The sequence below is a fragment of the Bacillus sp. Medicinal_06 genome, from assembly GCF_056711665.1.
In genome coordinates this window covers 41,426-59,425 of sequence record NZ_JBWYHD010000019.1, presented here as the reverse complement: position 1 = coordinate 59,425, position 18,000 = coordinate 41,426, and the positions used below count along the sequence as shown (strand labels likewise).

Genomic DNA, 18,000 nt, shown 5'->3' with positions numbered 1-18,000 from the left:
TAAGATCCCTGAAAGATGATCAGGTTGATAGGTTCGAGGTGGAAGCATGGCGACATGTGGAGCTGACGAATACTAATAGATCGAGGACTTAACCATATAATATGAAGCAAATGTTATCTAGTTTTGAAGGAATATGCCTTCATAGTTTGGTGATGATGGCAGAGAGGTCACACCCGTTCCCATACCGAACACGGAAGTTAAGCTCTCTAGCGCCGATGGTAGTTGGGACCTTGTCCCTGTGAGAGTAGGACGTCGCCAAGCAATATTAAGACGAGTCATTTTGACTCGTCTTTTTTGTATATTTTTTATTTTATATTAAATTCTATTTCATAAAATATAAACTTCATGATTAAAGGGCAAAAATTTTGGCTAGGATAGTGAAGAAGCAAAAGAGTTGCAAATTTCTTTAATACGTATATAATTAAAGTCAAAGATAGTCAAAGTCAATAAAGGTGGCGGATAAATGAGAAATATATCTGATATCATTGAACAATATCTAAAGCAAGTTATTGACTTAAGCAATAATAATGTGATTGAGATTAAGAGAAATGAGATTGCGGACCGATTTGATTGTGTTCCGTCTCAAATTAATTATGTAATCAATACTCGTTTTACGTTAGAAAGAGGATTTGTAGTGGAAAGTAAACGAGGTGGAGGAGGTTACATTCGCATTATCAAAGTCAAATTGCATGACGATATAGACATTATTGATCAAATGCTTCATATGATTGAGCATAGTATTACACAAGGAAATGCGCAGAGTATTATTATACGATTAGTGGAAGAAGATATTGTAACAAATCGGGAAGCAAAACTTATGTTGAGCGTATTAGATCGATCTGTATTATTAATGGATTTACCCTCTCGAGATGAACTTAGGGCTCGAATATTATGCGCAATGTTAAGAACACTGAAATATAAATAAATACAGCTTTTGTTAAGAAATGTTTTTAGCGGTAATTCATTTTATAGTGGGACTTTTTACAGACAAGATTAAGTGAATAAAATAATCTAGTGATGTATAAAAAGTATCATGAGGTAGATCGTTCCTATTGTAAAGGTGGGGATATAAGATGACTTGTCAAATTTGTAATATAAGACCAGCAGCTTTACATTATACAAAAGTGATAAACGGACAAAAGACGGAAGTTAATCTTTGTGAGCAATGTGCAGAGCAAAATGGCTATACGTCTTTCTTTCAATCACCACAATCTAGTTTTTCCTTTCATGACTTATTAGCTGGATTGTTACATGGAGAACCATCAATGTTTGAAAAACAAGAAGGTGGCTTTTCGGATACAAGGGTGTTACGATGTCCAACTTGTAATATGACATATAACCAATTTGCAAAAGTGGGTCGCTTTGGATGCGCTTCTTGTTATGAGACGTTTAAGGAACAATTAAAGCCAATGTTGAAGCGGCTTCATGGTGGTCATACACAACATCGTGGAAAAATTCCGGAGCGTATGGAAGGAAATATTCATCTAAAGAAAGAATTAGATGAACTAAAACTAAAGTTAAAGCAATATGTACAAAAAGAAGAATTTGAAAAAGCAGCTGAAGCGCGTGATCAAATTCGAAGTATTGAAAATCAGCTTAGTGGGCATAGAGAGGGGGAATAATTCTATGTCACTGGATCGTATTATGAATGAAGCAATTAGCCCGTGGATGAGGGGAGATGGCCCTGATTCTGATATTGTTTTAAGTAGTCGCATTCGTTTGGCGCGTAATTTAAAAGATTACCATTTCCCTATTATGCAAACGGATGAAGAAGCTAAGCAGATTACTAATTTATTTCAAAAGAAGTTTGTAAATCAGAAAGTGAAATCCTTTGGAAATTTTGAACTATTAAAAATGGATGAACTAAAACCGCTTCAGCGAAGGGTTTTAGTAGAAAAACATTTAATTAGTCCTAATCTTGCTGGAACAGAATTTGGTGCTTGTCTACTATCAGAAAACGAACATATAAGTGTAATGCTTAATGAAGAAGACCATGTACGAATTCAATGTTTGTTCTCGGGATTGCAATTATCAGAGGCACTGCAAAGCGCAAATAAAATGGATACTTGGATTGAAGAAACAGTTGAATATGCTTTTGATGAATCGCTTGGCTATATTACGAGTTGCCCTACAAATGTTGGAACGGGATTACGCGCTTCTGTGATGTTACATTTACCAGCGCTTGTTTTAACGAAACGGATAAATCGTATTATACAAGCAATTCAACAATTAGGTTTAGTCGTAAGAGGAATATATGGTGAAGGTAGCGAAGCCTTAGGTAATATATTTCAAGTTTCTAATCAAATGACATTAGGAAAATCAGAAGAAGATATTATAGCAGATTTAGAGAGTGTCGTTCATCAGCTTATACAACAAGAGAAAGTAGCTCGAGAGTTGATTAAGAAAAATTCAAGTATTGAACTTGAAGACCGAGTATATCGTTCTTATGGTGTATTGGCCAATAGTCGATTAATTCAATCGGCAGAGGCAGCTACTTGTTTGTCAGATATGCGGCTAGGTATTGATCTTGGTTATATAAAAAATATATCAAGAAATATTTTAACAGAGTTGATGGTATTAACTCAGCCAGGAATTTTACAGCAATACGCGGGCGGTCCTTTAAGCCCGGAAGAAAGGGATTATCGAAGAGCAACATTAATCCGTGAACGATTACGAATTGAACAAAATTGAGCGCAAGTAGGAGGCGATTTCTATGATGTTTGGAAGATTTACAGAACGAGCACAGAAAGTATTAGCTTTATCTCAAGAAGAGGCAATTCGCATTGGACATAATAATATTGGGACAGAACATATTTTACTTGGGCTTGTACGCGAAGGAGAAGGAATTGCAGCTAAAGCGCTAATTGCCCTTGGATTAAGTCCAGAGAAGGTACAAAAAGAGGTAGAGGGATTAATTGGTCGTGGAACAGAGATGTCTCAAACTGTTCATTATACGCCACGTGCAAAAAAAGTAATTGAGTTATCGATGGATGAGGCTCGTAAGCTTGGTCATTCTTATGTCGGAACGGAACACATTTTACTAGGGTTAATCCGTGAAGGAGAAGGTGTTGCAGCGCGTGTTTTAAATAATTTAGGTGTAAGTTTAAATAAAGCAAGACAACAAGTATTGCAGCTCCTTGGAAGCAATGAAGCTACATCAGGCCATCAAGGTGGTGCATCAGCCAATGCAAATACACCAACACTTGATAGTTTAGCGCGAGATTTGACAGTTGTTGCACGTGAAGGACGTTTAGATCCTGTTATTGGCCGTAGTAAAGAGATTCAACGTGTTATTGAAGTATTGAGCCGCAGAACGAAGAATAACCCAGTATTAATTGGAGAACCTGGAGTCGGTAAAACAGCAATTGCTGAGGGCTTAGCACAACAAATTGTAAATAATGAAGTTCCGGAAACGTTACGTGATAAGCGTGTTATGACATTAGATATGGGTACAGTGGTTGCTGGTACAAAGTATCGTGGTGAATTTGAAGATCGCTTAAAGAAAGTGATGGATGAAATTCGACAAGCGGGTAATATTATCTTGTTTATCGATGAACTTCATACATTAATTGGTGCAGGTGGTGCAGAAGGTGCGATTGACGCATCTAATATTTTGAAACCGTCATTAGCACGTGGTGAATTGCAATGTATTGGAGCGACAACATTAGATGAGTATCGTAAATACATTGAAAAAGATGCAGCGCTAGAAAGACGGTTCCAACCAATTCATGTTGACGAACCAAGCTTAGAAGAGTCCATTCAAATTTTAAAAGGGCTACGTGATCGTTACGAGGCGCATCACCGAGTTTCCATTACAGATGATGCAATTGATGCATCTGTAAAACTTTCTGATCGTTATATTACAGATCGTTTCTTACCTGATAAAGCGATTGACTTAATTGATGAAGCTGCTTCAAAAGTACGCCTACGTTCTTATACAACACCACCAAATTTAAAAGAGCTTGAAGTGAAGCTTGAAGAAATTCGAAAAGAAAAGGATGCGGCGGTACAGAGCCAAGAGTTTGAAAAGGCAGCTTCTTTACGAGATATGGAACAGCGCTTACGTGAAAAGTTAGAAGATACAAAACGTCAATGGAAAGAGCAGCAAGGAAAAGAAAACTCAGAAGTAACAGTAGAAGATATTGCAAATGTTGTTTCTACATGGACGCGTATTCCAGTTTCTAAACTTGCACAAACAGAAACAAATAAGCTATTGAATCTAGAATCTATTTTACATGACCGTGTAATTGGTCAAGAGGAAGCTGTTGTCGCGGTAGCGAAAGCAGTACGACGTGCACGAGCGGGTTTAAAAGATCCAAAACGTCCAATTGGTTCATTTATTTTCTTAGGACCAACTGGTGTAGGTAAAACAGAATTGGCAAGAGCGTTGGCGGAATCTATGTTCGGTGATGAAGATGCAATGATTCGTATTGATATGTCTGAGTATATGGAGAAACATTCTACTTCTCGCTTAGTGGGATCTCCTCCAGGATATGTGGGATATGAAGAAGGTGGTCAATTGACTGAAAAGGTTCGCCGTAAACCATATTCTGTTGTTCTATTAGATGAAGTAGAGAAAGCTCATCCAGATGTATTTAATATTTTATTGCAAGTACTAGAAGATGGACGCTTAACAGATTCTAAAGGGCGTACTGTTGATTTCCGTAATACAATTGTTATTATGACATCTAACGTTGGTGCGGAAGCGCTAAAACGCAATAAACATCTTGGCTTTAACGTACAAGATGAAGGCCGTGATTACTCGGATATGAAGAGTAAAGTAATGGATGAATTGAAAAAAGCATTTCGTCCAGAATTCTTAAACCGTATTGATGAAATTATTGTGTTCCATATGCTTGAGAAAAAACATATTCAAGAGATTGTAACGCTTATGGTTAATCAACTAGTGAATCGATTAAAAGAACAAGAGATTGAATTAGAGTTAACAAGCAAAGCGATTGAAGCAATTGCTGATAAAGGATTTGATCGTGAGTATGGTGCTCGTCCACTTCGCCGAGCAATTCAAAAACATGTGGAAGATCGATTATCAGAAGAGCTTCTAAAAGGAGCAATTGAGAAAGGTCAAAAAGTTGTCTTTGATGCTGAAGGAGAATCATTTGTCATTCGCAGTGCAGAAAAGGTAAAATAAGTATAGACAAACGAAGAGGGCTAAATAATAGCCCTCTTTCTTGTACAAGAAGGATACATGTTTACATATGAAAGTGAAGTGAAGTAAAAAATAAAATGGCTAAAAAGAAAACGAAATTTATATGTCAAGAATGTGGGTATCAGTCACCAAAATATATGGGAAAGTGCCCTGGATGTGGGCAATGGAATACGCTTGTTGAAGAGATGGAACAAGTTGTATCATCAAGACGTATTAATTATGCAAATGCGATTCAAACGGAAGTAACAAAGCCAAGGCGTCTTACAGAAGTAGAAACAAAATCAGAGGCACGGATTGAAACGAAATTTCAAGAATTTAATCGTGTACTCGGTGGAGGAATTGTTGATGGGTCCCTCGTACTTATTGGGGGAGACCCTGGAATTGGAAAATCAACATTATTACTACAAATATCATCGCAATTAGCAGATTCTTCGTATGATGTATTGTATATATCTGGTGAAGAATCAGCAAAACAAATTAAACTTCGTGCAGATCGTCTACATGTAAATGGGAGCAATTTATTTGTTGTTTCGGAGACGGATTTACAGAGAATTGCGGCACATATTGATGAAATGAACCCTTCCTTTGTTGTTATTGATTCCATTCAAACAATTTATTTACCGGAAGTAACCTCAGCGCCAGGGAGCGTTTCACAAGTCCGTGAATGTACAGCGGAACTGATGAAACTGGCAAAAACGAAAGGGATTCCGATTTTTATCGTAGGACATGTAACGAAAGAAGGCGCAATTGCAGGACCACGTATGTTAGAACATATGGTGGATGCGGTTCTTTATTTTGAAGGAGACCGTCATCATACATATCGTATTTTGCGAGCTGTTAAAAATCGTTTTGGATCTACAAATGAAATGGGTATATTTGAAATGAAGGAATTAGGTCTTGCAGAAGTATTAAATCCTTCTGAGATTTTTTTAGAAGAGAGACCTGTTGGAGTTGCTGGCTCTACAGTTGTTGCTTCTATGGAAGGAACAAGACCGGTTTTAGTAGAAATACAAGCATTAATTTCTCCTACTAGTTTTGGAAATCCACGAAGAATGGCTACGGGGATTGATCATAATCGTGTATCGCTTATTATGGCGGTGTTAGAAAAAAGAGCAGGCTTATTATTACAAAATCAAGATGCTTATTTAAAGGTTGCTGGAGGATTACGATTGGATGAACCTGCAATTGATTTGGCAGTTGCTTTAAGTATTGCATCGAGTTTTAGAGATAAGTCCACGGCACCAACCGATGCTGTAATAGGAGAAGTTGGGTTAACTGGAGAAGTAAGAAGGGTATCGAGGATTGAACAACGAGTACAAGAAGCGGCTAAATTAGGATTTCAGCGCGCCATCATCCCACGAAAAAATTTAGGGGGTTGGACAATTCCTGACGGGATTGAAGTAGTCGGTGTCTCTAATTTAGGAGAGGCGCTTCGTTTGACATTAGGAGGCTAGGCTATGGAAGAAAACAAGCAACGTGTCAAAAGTATGATTAATATTTTACAGCTTGTTGCACCAGGGACACCTTTGCGAGAAGGAATAGATAATGTACTTCGCGCGCAAACAGGTGGCTTAATTGTCCTTGGATATAACGATCAGATTAAAAGCATTGTTGATGGAGGATTTCATATTAATTGCGCATTCTCTCCTGCTAGTTTATACGAACTAGCAAAAATGGATGGAGCTCTTATTTTAAATGAGACGGGTAGTAAAATTTTAATTGCAAATGCACAATTGGTTCCTGAGTCATCTATTGATTCCATTGAAACAGGAATGCGCCATCGTACAGCAGAGCGTGTAGCGAAGCAAACGGGAAGTCTTGTTGTGGCTATTTCACAAAGACGTAACGTAATTACGCTATATCAGGGAAGTTTACGTTATACCTTAAAAGACATAGGTGTTATTTTGACAAAGGCAAATCAAGCGATTCAAACTTTAGAAAAATACAAGGCAGTATGGAATGATGGTATTACGAACTTGGGTATTCTAGAGTTTGAGGAAGTTGTTACGATGTCTGAAGTAGTCCATGTCTTGCATAGCGTCGAGATGGTTCTTCGTATTAAGAATGAAATCCTAAGTTATATTCATGAATTAGGGACGGAAGGTAGACTCATTCGGTTACAACTTACTGAGCTATTGGCAGATTTGGAAGCAGAGGCAGCATTATTAATTAAAGATTACTATCAAGAGAAGACACAGGATCACTATCAAATTTTGAAAAAATTGCAGGAACTTGCAAATACACAGCTTTTAGAAGATAGTGATTTAGTGAAATTGCTTGGTTACCCAGGGCAAATGAGCTTAGAGGAAAGTGTTACACCAAGGGGATATAGGATTACAAGTAAAATTTCTAGGGTACCTCCTCTTATTATTGAAAACTTAATTAATCGATTTAAAACATTGCAAGGTGTTTGTCGTGCGAGTATTAACGATTTAGATGATGTAGAAGGAATTGGAGAAGTTCGGGCGAAAAAAATACGAGAAGGTTTAAAACGAATCCAAGAGCATTTATATATGAGTAGACACAATTAAGAATATTACATTGATTTCATAATATAACGACACTAGCACATTTTTGGTATATGATATGATATATTGGTAAATAAAGCAATTTATGAAAAGACACGTCCGCTTTTGCATTCGGCGTTTTGATTAGCAAAACAATGGTTAATAATGAGTAGGAGGTGGTTGGATGTTAAAACGGATCGTACAGCTCTTCTTTTTAGTAATCGGGGGAGCATTAGGGATTTATTTAATCCCGAAATTTATTAATGTATTGGACATTGGAGCGGTTCCTTTACTTGAAGGTTCATATGTTCGTGCAATTATTGGTGCAATTATTTTATTCTTAACAACATTTTGGCTCGTAGATTATATTGTTCAGCTTATTAAACATATTGAAGAAGCCCTTGTAAAGGCACCTGTAACAGATGTGTTATTTGGTACGCTAGGATTAATTTCGGGTCTTATTGTTGCATATTTAATTTTGATACCAATTCGTGAATTTACAATTCCAGTCATTAGCACTGTATTACAAATCTTCTTTACACTTTTACTCGGTTACTTAGGATTCCAAGTAGGATTTAAAAAGAGAAATGAATTGCTAGGGTTATTTACATTACCACAACGCGGAGGTAAAAAGAAAAATAATAATAGCGAAAATGAAGAGGCTGAAGCGGTAGTAGAAGAAACTTCTTCACATTGGAAAATTCTCGATACAAGTGTAATTATTGATGGACGTATTGCTGATATTTGTCAAACAAAGTTTCTAGAAGGAACAATTGTGATTCCTCAGTTTGTATTAGAAGAGTTGCAGCATATTGCTGATTCTTCAGATGCATTAAAGCGTAATAGAGGACGTAGAGGATTAGATATTTTAAACCGTATTCAAAAAGAGATGCCAATTCCAGTAGAGATTTATGAAGGCGATTTCGAAGACATTCAAGAAGTGGACAGCAAGCTTGTGAAATTAGCAAAGATAACTGGTGGTACTGTTGTCACGAATGATTTTAATTTAAATAAGGTTTCTGAACTACAAGGAGTAACGGTTCTGAACATTAATGATTTAGCAAATGCGATTAAACCAGTTGTGCTCCCTGGTGAAGAACTAAGTGTCTATGTTGTCAAAGATGGAAAAGAACAAAATCAAGGTGTTGCTTATTTAGATGATGGTACGATGATTGTAGTAGAAGACGGTAGGGAATATGTTGGTTCACAACTTGATGTACTCGTTACGAGTGTACTACAAACATCTGCTGGTCGAATGATTTTTGCGAAGCGTAAGTTATTAGAAAAAGCATTATAAGTAGAGGATTATTAGCATGTATACATTAATTATTCCGGCTGCAGGCCAAGGGAAGCGAATGGGTGCTGGTAAAAATAAATTATTTTTGCTTATTAATGAAGTTCCTATTATTGTGCATACATTACGCGCCTTTGAAAAAGATAAAGCATGTAAAAATATTGTTATGGCAATTAATAAAGAAGAACGCCCTTATTTTGAAGAGTTAATACAGAAGTATCATATTCTGAAGGATGTGCAGTTTATTCAAGGCGGAGCTGAAAGACAAGATAGTGTGTATAACGCTGTTCAACATGTGAAGGATGTTGATTACGTTCTTGTACACGATGGAGCCCGTCCGTTTGTAACGAATAAAATGATTCATGCCGTATTAACTACAGCGAAGCAGAAGGGTGCTTCTATTTGCGCAGTACCTGTTAAAGATACGGTAAAAAAAGTAGAACAGAATACAGTTGTTGAAACGGTTGAACGTTCTCAATTGAGAGCGGTACAAACACCACAAGGGTTTTCGGTTCCTCTTTTACTAGAGGCGCATAGGAGTGCGAAGCAAGGGTGCTTCATCGGTACAGATGACGCAAGTCTTGTAGAACGCATAGGGAAAGAAGTAGGGGTAGTAGATGGTAGTTATTACAATATTAAAGTGACAACACCAGAAGATTTATTAATTGCTGAAAGTTTCCTGCGTGTTCAGAAGGAACAATAGTGATGGTATAATGTTAAGAAAAGCTCGGTAATTACCGAGCTTTTCTTAATAGATTCATCGACACAAGGTCATGAGTTTCAGTAGTTTAGCTTAAGGAGGATGTAAAATGTTTCGAATTGGACAAGGTTTTGATGTACACGAATTTGCAGAAGGTAGACCGTTAATTATCGGTGGAATTACGATTCCACATGAGAAAGGTTTATTAGGTCACTCAGATGCAGATGTACTTTTACATACAATTGCTGATGCATGTTTAGGGGCAATTGCTGCAGGCGACATCGGAAAACATTTTCCAGATACAGATCCTGCCTTTAAGGATGCAGATTCAGCTGTGTTATTGCAGAAAGTTTGGGAGTTTGTGCGTAAGCAAGGATATGAATTAGGTAATTTAGATTGTACAATTATTGCGCAGAAGCCAAAAATGGCCCCACATATTGAAAGTATGCGTAAGCGTATTAGTGAACTATTAGAAACTTCTATAGACAATGTGAATGTGAAGGCGACAACCACTGAAAAATTAGGATTTACAGGGAGAGAAGAAGGGATTGCTTCTCAAGCTGTTGTATTATTACAGAAAAAATAGTTGTTTTTGATTCGCAAGATGGATAATCATATTTTTTTGGTGTACAATTATAGAATGTGTTGACATTAAGAATGGAAGGTGTACCAATTATGGAAAAGCAAGTGAGAGTGCGCTATGCGCCAAGTCCAACAGGACACTTACATATCGGAAATGCGCGTACGGCATTATTTAATTATTTATTCGCTCGTCATCAAGATGGTAAGTTTATTATTCGTATTGAAGATACTGATGTAAAACGTAACGTTGCTGGTGGTGAAGAAAGCCAATTAAAATACTTGAAATGGCTTGGCATGGACTGGGATGAAGGTGTTGATGTTGGTGGTGAATATGGACCATATCGCCAAACAGAACGTTTAGATATTTATAAAAAGTTATACGAAGATTTACTAGAGCGTGGTTTAGCTTATAAATGTTATATGACAGAAGAAGAGTTAGAAGCAGAGCGTGAAGGACAAATCGCTCGTGGTGAAACACCTCGTTATGCTGGTAATCACCGTGATTTAACGGAAGAACAAATCAAGCAATTTGAAGCGGAAGGCCGCATTCCAAGTATTCGTTTCCGTGTACCAGCTGACCGCGACTACACATTTAAGGATATCGTAAAAGATGAAGTTGCTTTCCACTCAAATGACTTTGGTGATTTTGTTATTGTGAAAAAAGATGGTATTCCAACTTACAACTTTGCGGTAGCAGTAGACGATCATTTAATGGAAATCACACACGTTCTTCGTGGTGATGATCATATTTCTAACACGCCGAAACAAATGATGATTTATGAAGCATTTGGTTGGGATATCCCTCAGTTCGGTCATATGACATTAATCGTAAATGAGAGTCGTAAAAAATTAAGTAAACGCGATGAATCTATTATTCAATTTATTGAGCAATATAAAGAGCTTGGATATCTTCCAGAAGCAATCTTTAACTTTATCGCATTACTAGGTTGGTCACCAGTTGGTGAAGAAGAAATCTTCTCTAAAGATGAATTTATTGAAATGTTTGATGCAGCTCGCTTATCAAAATCACCTGCATTATTCGATTCTCAGAAACTTAAATGGATGAACAACCAATATATGAAAAAGCAAGATCTAGATGCTGTTGTTGCATTAAGCTTACCGCATTTAGTGAAAGCTGGTCGTGTAAGTGAAAACTTAAATGAACAAGAACAAGCTTGGGTTCGTGATGTAATTGCTTTATACCATGAACAGATGAGTTTTGGGGCTGAAATTGTAGAGCTTTCTGAAATGTTCTTTAAAGATCATGTAGATTATGAAGAAGAAGGACAAGAAGTATTGAAAGGTGAACAAGTACCTGAAGTACTTCGCGCATTTGCAGCAGGATTAGAAGCTTTAGAGGAAGTAGAGCCGGCGGCAATTAAGAAAGCGATTAAAGCTGTTCAAAAAGAAACGGGTCATAAAGGTAAAAACTTATTTATGCCAATTCGTGTTGCAACTACTGGCCAAACACATGGACCAGAACTTCCAAATGCAATTGCACTTCTTGGAAAAGAAAAAGTTTTAAATCGTATTCGTAAAGTAATTGGTTAACATTTAGCGAATTTAGAAATATAATAAGAATACTTTAAAATCTAATAAAGGAAAGCGACGAGAAGGAGAAGTAGAAAATCAGGCTTTTTACAGAGAGAACCACCTTTTGGCTGGAAGTGGTTTATAAGCGGTTTTTTGAAATGCCCCTTCGAGTCTTCTGCTGAACAACGAAGAGTTTCGGGAAACGTCATAAGGACGCAAAGTAAGCAGAAGCGGTATAAACCGTTATCATGATGAGTTTGAGGCTGTATGTAAGCCTAAACAGAGTGGAACCGCGCTTATAAGGCGTCTCTGTCAATTTGACAGGGGCGTCTTTTTTTATACCATGTAAATAAGGTGAGGGTATAAGTTTTTGTACAGATGGATAAAGCCTAGGTAACAAGTAAGATTTTAATTGGTGGTTATTTTCTTTATTTCTCACTAATTATGAACGTTCACTAATCGGACCTTTACGGATGGTCTATCTCTAACTTAACTCTTTTGTTGTTGTTAAATGTTGAGTTGGAAGTACGATTGTCCGCGAATAGCGAGGTAAATCGGTTCACTCAGAAAAGTAGCCCATAAAGGGGAGGGGACATCGATGTTTAAGAGGCTTCGAGAAGATATTGAAGTCGTTTTTGAACAAGATCCAGCGGCGCGAAGTTATTTCGAGGTCATTTTAACTTACTCTGGATTACATGCAGTTTGGGCACACCGAATTGCACATGCCTTTTATAAACGGAATTTTTTCTTTATTGCACGTTGGATTTCACAAGTTAGTCGTTTCTTTACCGGTATTGAGATTCATCCGGGAGCTACAATTGGTCGTCGTTTTTTTATTGATCATGGTATGGGGGTTGTTATTGGGGAGACGTGTGAAATCGGAGACAATGTAACAATTTATCAAGGAGTTACATTAGGTGGTACAGGGAAAGAAAAAGGAAAAAGGCATCCAACAATCCAAGATAACGTACTTATTGCGACTGGCGCAAAAGTACTCGGATCCATTACAGTTGGGGAGAATTCTAAAATTGGTGCAGGATCTGTTGTATTGAAAGAAGTTCCTGCGCATTCGACAGTTGTAGGTATACCTGGTCGAGTCGTAATTCAAAATGGAGTAAAGATAGGTCAGGAATTGAACCATTCAGATCTGCCAGATCCAATTTTTGATAAATTAAAAGTGATGGAAGCTGAACTTGAGAAATTAAAAAAGCAACTGGGAGTAAAAGTGGAAAGGAAGGATGAAAATGACTATTCACATTTATAATACGTTAACACGTGAGAAAGAGGAGTTTGTTCCTTTAGAAGAAAATAAAGTGAAGATGTATGTATGCGGACCGACAGTATACAACTATATTCATATCGGAAACGCAAGACCGCCTATGGTATTTGATACAGTACGTCGCTACCTGGAGTATAAAGGCTATGAAGTGCAGTATGTTTCCAATTTTACGGATGTAGACGATAAGTTAATTAAAGCAGCAAATGAATTAGGAGAAGATGTTCCGACAATTGCAGATCGCTTTGTTGAAGCGTACTTTGAAGATGTAACTGCATTAGGTTGCAAGCACGCTACGGTTCATCCTCGTGTAACAGAAAATATGGATATCATTATTGAGTTTATTGAGGAACTTGTGAAAAAAGGATATGCATATGAGTCTGAAGGCGATGTTTATTACAAAACAAAGGAATTTGAAGGTTACGGTAAATTATCACATCAGCCAATTGCAGACCTGCGCCATGGTGCACGTATTGAAGTTGGGGAAAAGAAACAAGATCCGCTTGATTTTGCCTTATGGAAGGCAGCGAAAGAGGGAGAAATCTTCTGGGAGAGCCCTTGGGGCAAAGGTCGTCCAGGATGGCACATTGAATGCTCTGCAATGGCGCGTAAATATTTAGGTGATACAATTGATATTCATGCTGGTGGGCAAGATTTAGCATTCCCTCACCATGAAAATGAGATTGCACAATCAGAAGCATTAACTGGAAAAACATTTGCACGTTACTGGATGCATAATGGATATATTAATATTAACAATGAGAAAATGTCTAAATCATTAGGGAACTTCATTTTAGTTCATGACATTATTAAGGAATATGACCCGCAGTTAATTCGTTTCTTTATGTTATCTGTACATTATCGTCATCCAATCAACTTTAGTGAAGAGTTATTACAGAGTACAAATAATGGATTAGAGCGCATTAAAACAGCTTATGGTAACTTAAAGCACCGTATGGAAAGTAGCACAGATTTAACAGACCATAATGAAAAATGGTTAGCTGAAATAGAGAAATTCCAGTTAGCATTTGAAGAAGCGATGAACGATGATTTCAATACAGCAAATGCAATAACTGAGTTATATAATTTAGCAAACCATGCAAATCAATATCTATTGGAAGAACACACATCAATAGCTGTAATTGAAGCGTATGTAAAACAGTTTGAAACGTTATTCGGTATTTTAGGATTAGAATTAACGAAAGAAGAATTGCTTGATGAAGAGATTGAGGCACTAATTCAAAAACGTATTGAGGCTCGTAAAAATCGTGACTTTGCATTGTCTGATCAAATTCGTGATGATTTGAAAGAGCGTAATATTATTTTAGAAGATACCGCCCAAGGTACAAGATGGAAAAGAGGATAAGCATGATTGATGCAAAGCAATTAAACAGCTTAGCGTTAGCATATATGGGTGATGCGGTATATGAACAATATATCCGCTATCACCTTCTTCAAAAAGGAACGGTTCGTCCTAACCAATTACATCGTTTAGGGACAAGCTTTGTTTCGGCGAAAGCACAAGCGAAAGTTGTTTATCATTTACTAGAAACAGCATTTTTAACAGAGGAAGAAGAAGCAGTCTTAAGAAGAGGACGTAATGCGAATTCGGGTTCTGTTCCTAAAAATACGGATGTACAAACATATCGCTATAGTACTGCTTTTGAGGCATTGCTTGGTTATCATTATTTATTGAACAATAGCGACAGATTAGAAGAACTTGTATATAAAGCAATTGATGTTTTAGAAGCGAAGGAAGGGGGCACATCAATATGAGTAGTGAATATATTATCGGACGTAACCCTGTAATTGAAGCGTTACGATCAGGAAGAGATATTAATAAAATCTGGATTGCAGAAGGTGCAGCTAAAGGACAAGTGCAAATTGTATTAGCGTTAGCGAAAGAAAATAAAATTATTTTGCAGCATGCACCAAAGAAAAAGTTAGACCAACTCGTTGAGGGGAATCACCAAGGGGTAATTGCACAGGTAGCGGCCTATCAATATGCAGAATTAGAAGATTTATTTGAAGCGGCTGCTAAACGTAATGAAGATCCATTCTTCTTAATTCTAGATGAAATTGAAGATCCGCATAATTTAGGTTCTATTATGCGTACGGCAGATGCAACAGGCGCACATGGAATTATTATCCCGAAAAGAAGGGCTGTCGGTCTGACAGCATCAGTTGCAAAAGCTTCAACAGGAGCAATTGAATATATTCCTGTTGCTCGTGTGACAAACTTATCACGAACAATCGATGATTTAAAAGAGCGCGGTCTTTGGATTGCGGGTACAGATGCAAGAGGGAAAACGGATTATCGTAATTTAGATGGTAATATGCCGATTGGATTAGTAATTGGTAGTGAAGGAAAAGGTATGAGCCGTATTATTGGTGAAAAATGTGATTTCTTAATCAACTTGCCGATGGTTGGTAAAGTTACATCCTTAAATGCTTCAGTAGCTGCAAGTCTGTTAATGTATGAGGTATATCGTAAACGTCACCAAATTGGTGAGTGAAAATGAATGATATCTTAATCGTTGATGGTTATAACATTATTGGGGCTTGGAGAGATTTAAAAAAATTAAGGGATGTAGATTTACAAGCATCAAGAGACGCGCTAATTGATAAAATGGCGGATTATCAAGGTTACACAGGAACAAGAGTAATGATTGTATTTGATGCTTATACAGTTCAAGGTATTGAAAAGAAAATGAAGCAATCGCGTGTTGAAGTTATTTTCACAAGAAAGAATCAAACCGCTGATGAAAAAATTGAACAGCTCGCGATTGAACTTCGTAATATTAATACACAAATTTATGTTGCTACTTCTGATTATACGGAACAGTGGGTTATTTTTGCACAAGGAGCGCTTAGGAAGTCAGCCCGTGAACTAGAAATAGAAGTGCAGGCTATGGAACAACAAGTGCGCCATCAAACGCAAGAGGTAAAAGAGAAACAACCAGCTATGCGAACAATATTCAGTAAAGATATTACAGAAAAATTAGAAAAATTAAGGCGAGGAGAGCGTTGAAGCATTGACGCTCTTCAAGCGCTTACTGTATAATATTTCTAAATAAATAGCGGTCGGAGGGATCAAAGTGGAAACAGGCTTCGTAAGTACCAACAACATTACGTTTCGCGATTTAGAGGATGAGGCAATAGTTGAGTTAGTTCGAAAAGGTAATATTGATGCTCTTGAATATTTAATTCACAAGTACAAAAACTTTGTTCGCGCAAAATCAAGATCATATTTTTTAGTAGGGGCAGATCGGGAAGATATTGTTCAAGAAGGTATGATTGGATTATTTAAAGCCATTCGTGATTATAAAGAGGACAAGCTATCTTCTTTTAAAGCATTTGCTGAATTATGTATTACTCGTCAAATTATTACTGCTATTAAGACAGCAACGAGACAAAAACATATTCCTTTAAATTCGTATGTTTCTTTAGACAAACCGATTTACGATGAGGAATCTGATCGTACGCTATTAGATGTTATTTCAGAAGCAAAGGTGACTGATCCTGAAGAGATGATTATTAGTCAGGAAGAATATACCGACATAGAACTAAAAATTTCTGAATTATTAAGCGATTTAGAGAGGAAAGTTCTTTCTTTATACTTAGATGGTCGTTCTTATCAAGAAATCTCAGAGCAGTTAAATAGACATGTGAAGTCTATTGATAATGCCCTGCAGCGTGTAAAAAGAAAGCTCGAACGATATATGGAAATGAGAGAAAATACAACTTTAAATTCATAGTATATGTCGCAGGGGAGAAAATGATTCTCCTGCTTTCTTTTTGTAATGTAGTAAGTGGCATGTCATTGACATTGTCTTTTATTGTATGATACATTTTTAGGGACATAATGTTACAAGGTTGGTGTAACAAATGAGAAAAAAAGTTGTACTCTCATGTGAAGAGTGTAAGAACCGAAACTACTCCACAATGAAAGATACGAGCTCGGTAGAGCGACTTGAGATAAAGAAATTTTGTAAAACATGCAATATGCATACAGTTCATAAGGAAACAAAATAAATAATCGAAACAATACACTGGAGGTCCCGTAAATGCGTTTGACGAACTTTTTCGGCGATGTAGGTCGCGAAATGAAAAAAGTAAGTTGGCCTAAGAAAGATGAATTACTTCGTTCGACAGCTACTGTTATTGCCACAGTTGTGTTTTTTGCAGTTTTCTTTGCAGTAGTTGACATGGGTATTTCTTCTTTAATTCGGTTAATTCTTGGTTAATTCTTGAATAAGAAGCACTTATCCATGATATAATGTTATTTATACGAACTGTGTAAAAGCCCGATGAACGGGTTTTTTCATTTGCACAAAAAAATGTACGTCAGGGAGGGAAGGACGCTCGTCCTAAATGAATGGAAAAAAGTTGGTATGTTGTCCATACTTATTCTGGATATGAAAATAAAGTAAAAGCAAACCTAGAGAAACGTGTAGAATCAATGGGAATGCAAGATAAAATTTTCCGTGTTGTTGTTCCGGAAGAAGTAGAAGTAGAAATGAAAAACGGAAAAGAAAAATTAACAAAAAGAAAAGTATTCCCAGGTTATGTATTAGTGGAACTAATTATGACTGATGACTCTTGGTATGTTGTTCGTAATACACCGGGTGTAACAGGTTTTGTTGGATCTTCTGGATCAGGCTCAAAACCATCTCCTTTATTAGAGGAGGAAGTTGTTACCATTATGAAGCATATGGGAATGGACAATGAAGTGGTTGATTTTGACTTTGAACTTCATGAAACAGTACGTGTAAATGAAGGGCCATTCGCGAACTATACAGGCGCAATCGAAGAGATTGACATGGAAAAACAAAAGATAAGAGTGCTTGTAGATATGTTTGGTCGTGAAACACCGGTCGAGCTGGATTTCCACCAAATTGAAAAATTATAAAATGAAACTTGAAATGAATTGTAAAAAGT

Annotated in this window: 19 protein-coding genes, 2 rRNA genes and 1 other annotated feature; all 21 genes read left to right on the top strand. The window is 37.0% G+C overall.

The window, feature by feature from the left end; translation table 11 throughout:
• Nucleotides 1-96: ribosomal RNA gene (locus AC1M36_RS25760) — 23S ribosomal RNA — on the top strand; the annotation flags it as partial.
• Between the two features lie 49 nt (nt 97-145).
• A 5S ribosomal RNA gene (rrf, locus tag AC1M36_RS25755) occupies nt 146-261 on the top strand.
• Nucleotides 262-463: 202 nt separating this feature from the next.
• Complete coding sequence (locus AC1M36_RS25750) at nt 464-925, top strand: CtsR family transcriptional regulator (RefSeq protein ID WP_336453910.1); 462 nt, start codon at nt 464-466, stop codon at nt 923-925.
• 148 nt (nt 926-1,073) lie between these two features.
• On the top strand, nt 1,074-1,622 hold the full coding sequence (gene mcsA / locus AC1M36_RS25745; protein ID WP_336453911.1) for a protein-arginine kinase activator protein McsA: 549 nt from the start codon (nt 1,074-1,076) through the stop codon (nt 1,620-1,622).
• A 4-nt stretch (nt 1,623-1,626) separates the two neighbouring features.
• Nucleotides 1,627-2,691: a protein-arginine kinase McsB gene (gene mcsB, locus AC1M36_RS25740; RefSeq protein WP_336453912.1), complete on the top strand. Its 1,065-nt coding sequence runs from the start codon at nt 1,627-1,629 to the stop codon at nt 2,689-2,691.
• A gap of 22 nt (nt 2,692-2,713) precedes the next feature.
• Nucleotides 2,714-5,149 (top strand): ATP-dependent protease ATP-binding subunit ClpC, encoded by a 2,436-nt coding sequence (clpC, locus tag AC1M36_RS25735; RefSeq protein ID WP_336453913.1) that lies wholly within the window; start codon nt 2,714-2,716, stop codon nt 5,147-5,149.
• 95 nt (nt 5,150-5,244) lie between these two features.
• The gene (gene radA, locus AC1M36_RS25730) at nt 5,245-6,621 is read left to right on the top strand and encodes a DNA repair protein RadA (protein ID WP_336453914.1); all 1,377 of its coding nucleotides are present in this window, start codon (nt 5,245-5,247) and stop codon (nt 6,619-6,621) included.
• A 3-nt stretch (nt 6,622-6,624) separates the two neighbouring features.
• The gene (disA, locus tag AC1M36_RS25725; protein WP_174102806.1) at nt 6,625-7,698 is read left to right on the top strand and encodes a DNA integrity scanning diadenylate cyclase DisA; all 1,074 of its coding nucleotides are present in this window, start codon (nt 6,625-6,627) and stop codon (nt 7,696-7,698) included.
• Between the two features lie 160 nt (nt 7,699-7,858).
• Complete coding sequence (locus AC1M36_RS25720) at nt 7,859-8,971, top strand: PIN/TRAM domain-containing protein (protein ID WP_336453915.1); 1,113 nt, start codon at nt 7,859-7,861, stop codon at nt 8,969-8,971.
• Nucleotides 8,972-8,987: 16 nt separating this feature from the next.
• Entirely contained in the window at nt 8,988-9,671 is a 684-nt protein-coding gene (ispD, locus tag AC1M36_RS25715) for a 2-C-methyl-D-erythritol 4-phosphate cytidylyltransferase (RefSeq protein WP_336453916.1), read from the top strand.
• Nucleotides 9,672-9,777: 106 nt separating this feature from the next.
• Nucleotides 9,778-10,254 (top strand): 2-C-methyl-D-erythritol 2,4-cyclodiphosphate synthase, encoded by a 477-nt coding sequence (ispF, locus tag AC1M36_RS25710; RefSeq protein WP_336453917.1) that lies wholly within the window; start codon nt 9,778-9,780, stop codon nt 10,252-10,254.
• Between the two features lie 89 nt (nt 10,255-10,343).
• Entirely contained in the window at nt 10,344-11,801 is a 1,458-nt protein-coding gene (gene gltX, locus AC1M36_RS25705; RefSeq protein WP_336453918.1) for a glutamate--tRNA ligase, read from the top strand.
• Nucleotides 11,802-11,849: 48 nt separating this feature from the next.
• Nucleotides 11,850-12,097, top strand: a binding site (T-box leader).
• Between the two features lie 284 nt (nt 12,098-12,381).
• Nucleotides 12,382-13,047: a serine O-acetyltransferase gene (gene cysE, locus AC1M36_RS25700; RefSeq protein ID WP_241818111.1), complete on the top strand. Its 666-nt coding sequence runs from the start codon at nt 12,382-12,384 to the stop codon at nt 13,045-13,047.
• Nucleotides 13,028-14,425: a cysteine--tRNA ligase gene (cysS, locus tag AC1M36_RS25695; protein WP_336453919.1), complete on the top strand. Its 1,398-nt coding sequence runs from the start codon at nt 13,028-13,030 to the stop codon at nt 14,423-14,425. The genes cysE and cysS overlap by 20 nt, the downstream gene beginning before the upstream one ends.
• A gap of 2 nt (nt 14,426-14,427) precedes the next feature.
• On the top strand, nt 14,428-14,835 hold the full coding sequence (locus AC1M36_RS25690; protein WP_336453920.1) for a Mini-ribonuclease 3: 408 nt from the start codon (nt 14,428-14,430) through the stop codon (nt 14,833-14,835).
• Entirely contained in the window at nt 14,832-15,575 is a 744-nt protein-coding gene (gene rlmB / locus AC1M36_RS25685) for a 23S rRNA (guanosine(2251)-2'-O)-methyltransferase RlmB (protein WP_026593154.1), read from the top strand. The genes AC1M36_RS25690 and rlmB overlap by 4 nt, the downstream gene beginning before the upstream one ends.
• Before the next feature lie 2 nt (nt 15,576-15,577).
• Complete coding sequence (locus tag AC1M36_RS25680; RefSeq protein ID WP_017150116.1) at nt 15,578-16,090, top strand: NYN domain-containing protein; 513 nt, start codon at nt 15,578-15,580, stop codon at nt 16,088-16,090.
• 67 nt (nt 16,091-16,157) lie between these two features.
• Nucleotides 16,158-16,817, top strand: a complete 660-nt coding sequence (locus AC1M36_RS25675; protein WP_479846327.1) for an RNA polymerase factor sigma-70 — start codon at nt 16,158-16,160, stop codon at nt 16,815-16,817.
• A gap of 130 nt (nt 16,818-16,947) precedes the next feature.
• Entirely contained in the window at nt 16,948-17,094 is a 147-nt protein-coding gene (gene rpmG / locus AC1M36_RS25670) for a 50S ribosomal protein L33 (RefSeq protein ID WP_002055487.1), read from the top strand.
• Nucleotides 17,095-17,126: 32 nt separating this feature from the next.
• Nucleotides 17,127-17,306 (top strand): preprotein translocase subunit SecE, encoded by a 180-nt coding sequence (secE, locus tag AC1M36_RS25665; RefSeq protein WP_003194325.1) that lies wholly within the window; start codon nt 17,127-17,129, stop codon nt 17,304-17,306.
• A 131-nt stretch (nt 17,307-17,437) separates the two neighbouring features.
• The gene (gene nusG, locus AC1M36_RS25660) at nt 17,438-17,971 is read left to right on the top strand and encodes a transcription termination/antitermination protein NusG (protein ID WP_174102814.1); all 534 of its coding nucleotides are present in this window, start codon (nt 17,438-17,440) and stop codon (nt 17,969-17,971) included.
• Nucleotides 17,972-18,000 lie beyond the last annotated feature (29 nt).

Excerpts from the sequence above, each read along its gene's own strand:
- clpC (WP_336453913.1), top strand. The coding sequence starts at position 2,714 with ATGATGTTTGGAAGATTTACAGAACGAGCACAGAAAGTATTAGCTTTA.
- AC1M36_RS25720 (WP_336453915.1), top strand. The coding sequence starts at position 7,859 with ATGTTAAAACGGATCGTACAGCTCTTCTTTTTAGTAATCGGGGGAGCA.
- ispF (WP_336453917.1), top strand. The coding sequence starts at position 9,778 with ATGTTTCGAATTGGACAAGGTTTTGATGTACACGAATTTGCAGAAGGT.
- nusG (WP_174102814.1), top strand. The coding sequence starts at position 17,438 with ATGGAAAAAAGTTGGTATGTTGTCCATACTTATTCTGGATATGAAAAT.
- cysS (WP_336453919.1), top strand. The coding sequence starts at position 13,028 with ATGACTATTCACATTTATAATACGTTAACACGTGAGAAAGAGGAGTTT.
- rpmG (WP_002055487.1), top strand. The coding sequence starts at position 16,948 with ATGAGAAAAAAAGTTGTACTCTCATGTGAAGAGTGTAAGAACCGAAAC.
- mcsA (WP_336453911.1), top strand. The coding sequence starts at position 1,074 with ATGACTTGTCAAATTTGTAATATAAGACCAGCAGCTTTACATTATACA.
- rlmB (WP_026593154.1), top strand. The coding sequence starts at position 14,832 with ATGAGTAGTGAATATATTATCGGACGTAACCCTGTAATTGAAGCGTTA.
- mcsB (WP_336453912.1), top strand. The coding sequence starts at position 1,627 with ATGTCACTGGATCGTATTATGAATGAAGCAATTAGCCCGTGGATGAGG.
- AC1M36_RS25680 (WP_017150116.1), top strand. The coding sequence starts at position 15,578 with ATGAATGATATCTTAATCGTTGATGGTTATAACATTATTGGGGCTTGG.
- AC1M36_RS25690 (WP_336453920.1), top strand. The coding sequence starts at position 14,428 with ATGATTGATGCAAAGCAATTAAACAGCTTAGCGTTAGCATATATGGGT.
- radA (WP_336453914.1), top strand. The coding sequence starts at position 5,245 with ATGGCTAAAAAGAAAACGAAATTTATATGTCAAGAATGTGGGTATCAG.
- disA (WP_174102806.1), top strand. The coding sequence starts at position 6,625 with ATGGAAGAAAACAAGCAACGTGTCAAAAGTATGATTAATATTTTACAG.
- secE (WP_003194325.1), top strand. The coding sequence starts at position 17,127 with ATGCGTTTGACGAACTTTTTCGGCGATGTAGGTCGCGAAATGAAAAAA.
- cysE (WP_241818111.1), top strand. The coding sequence starts at position 12,382 with ATGTTTAAGAGGCTTCGAGAAGATATTGAAGTCGTTTTTGAACAAGAT.
- gltX (WP_336453918.1), top strand. The coding sequence starts at position 10,344 with ATGGAAAAGCAAGTGAGAGTGCGCTATGCGCCAAGTCCAACAGGACAC.
- ispD (WP_336453916.1), top strand. The coding sequence starts at position 8,988 with ATGTATACATTAATTATTCCGGCTGCAGGCCAAGGGAAGCGAATGGGT.
- AC1M36_RS25750 (WP_336453910.1), top strand. The coding sequence starts at position 464 with ATGAGAAATATATCTGATATCATTGAACAATATCTAAAGCAAGTTATT.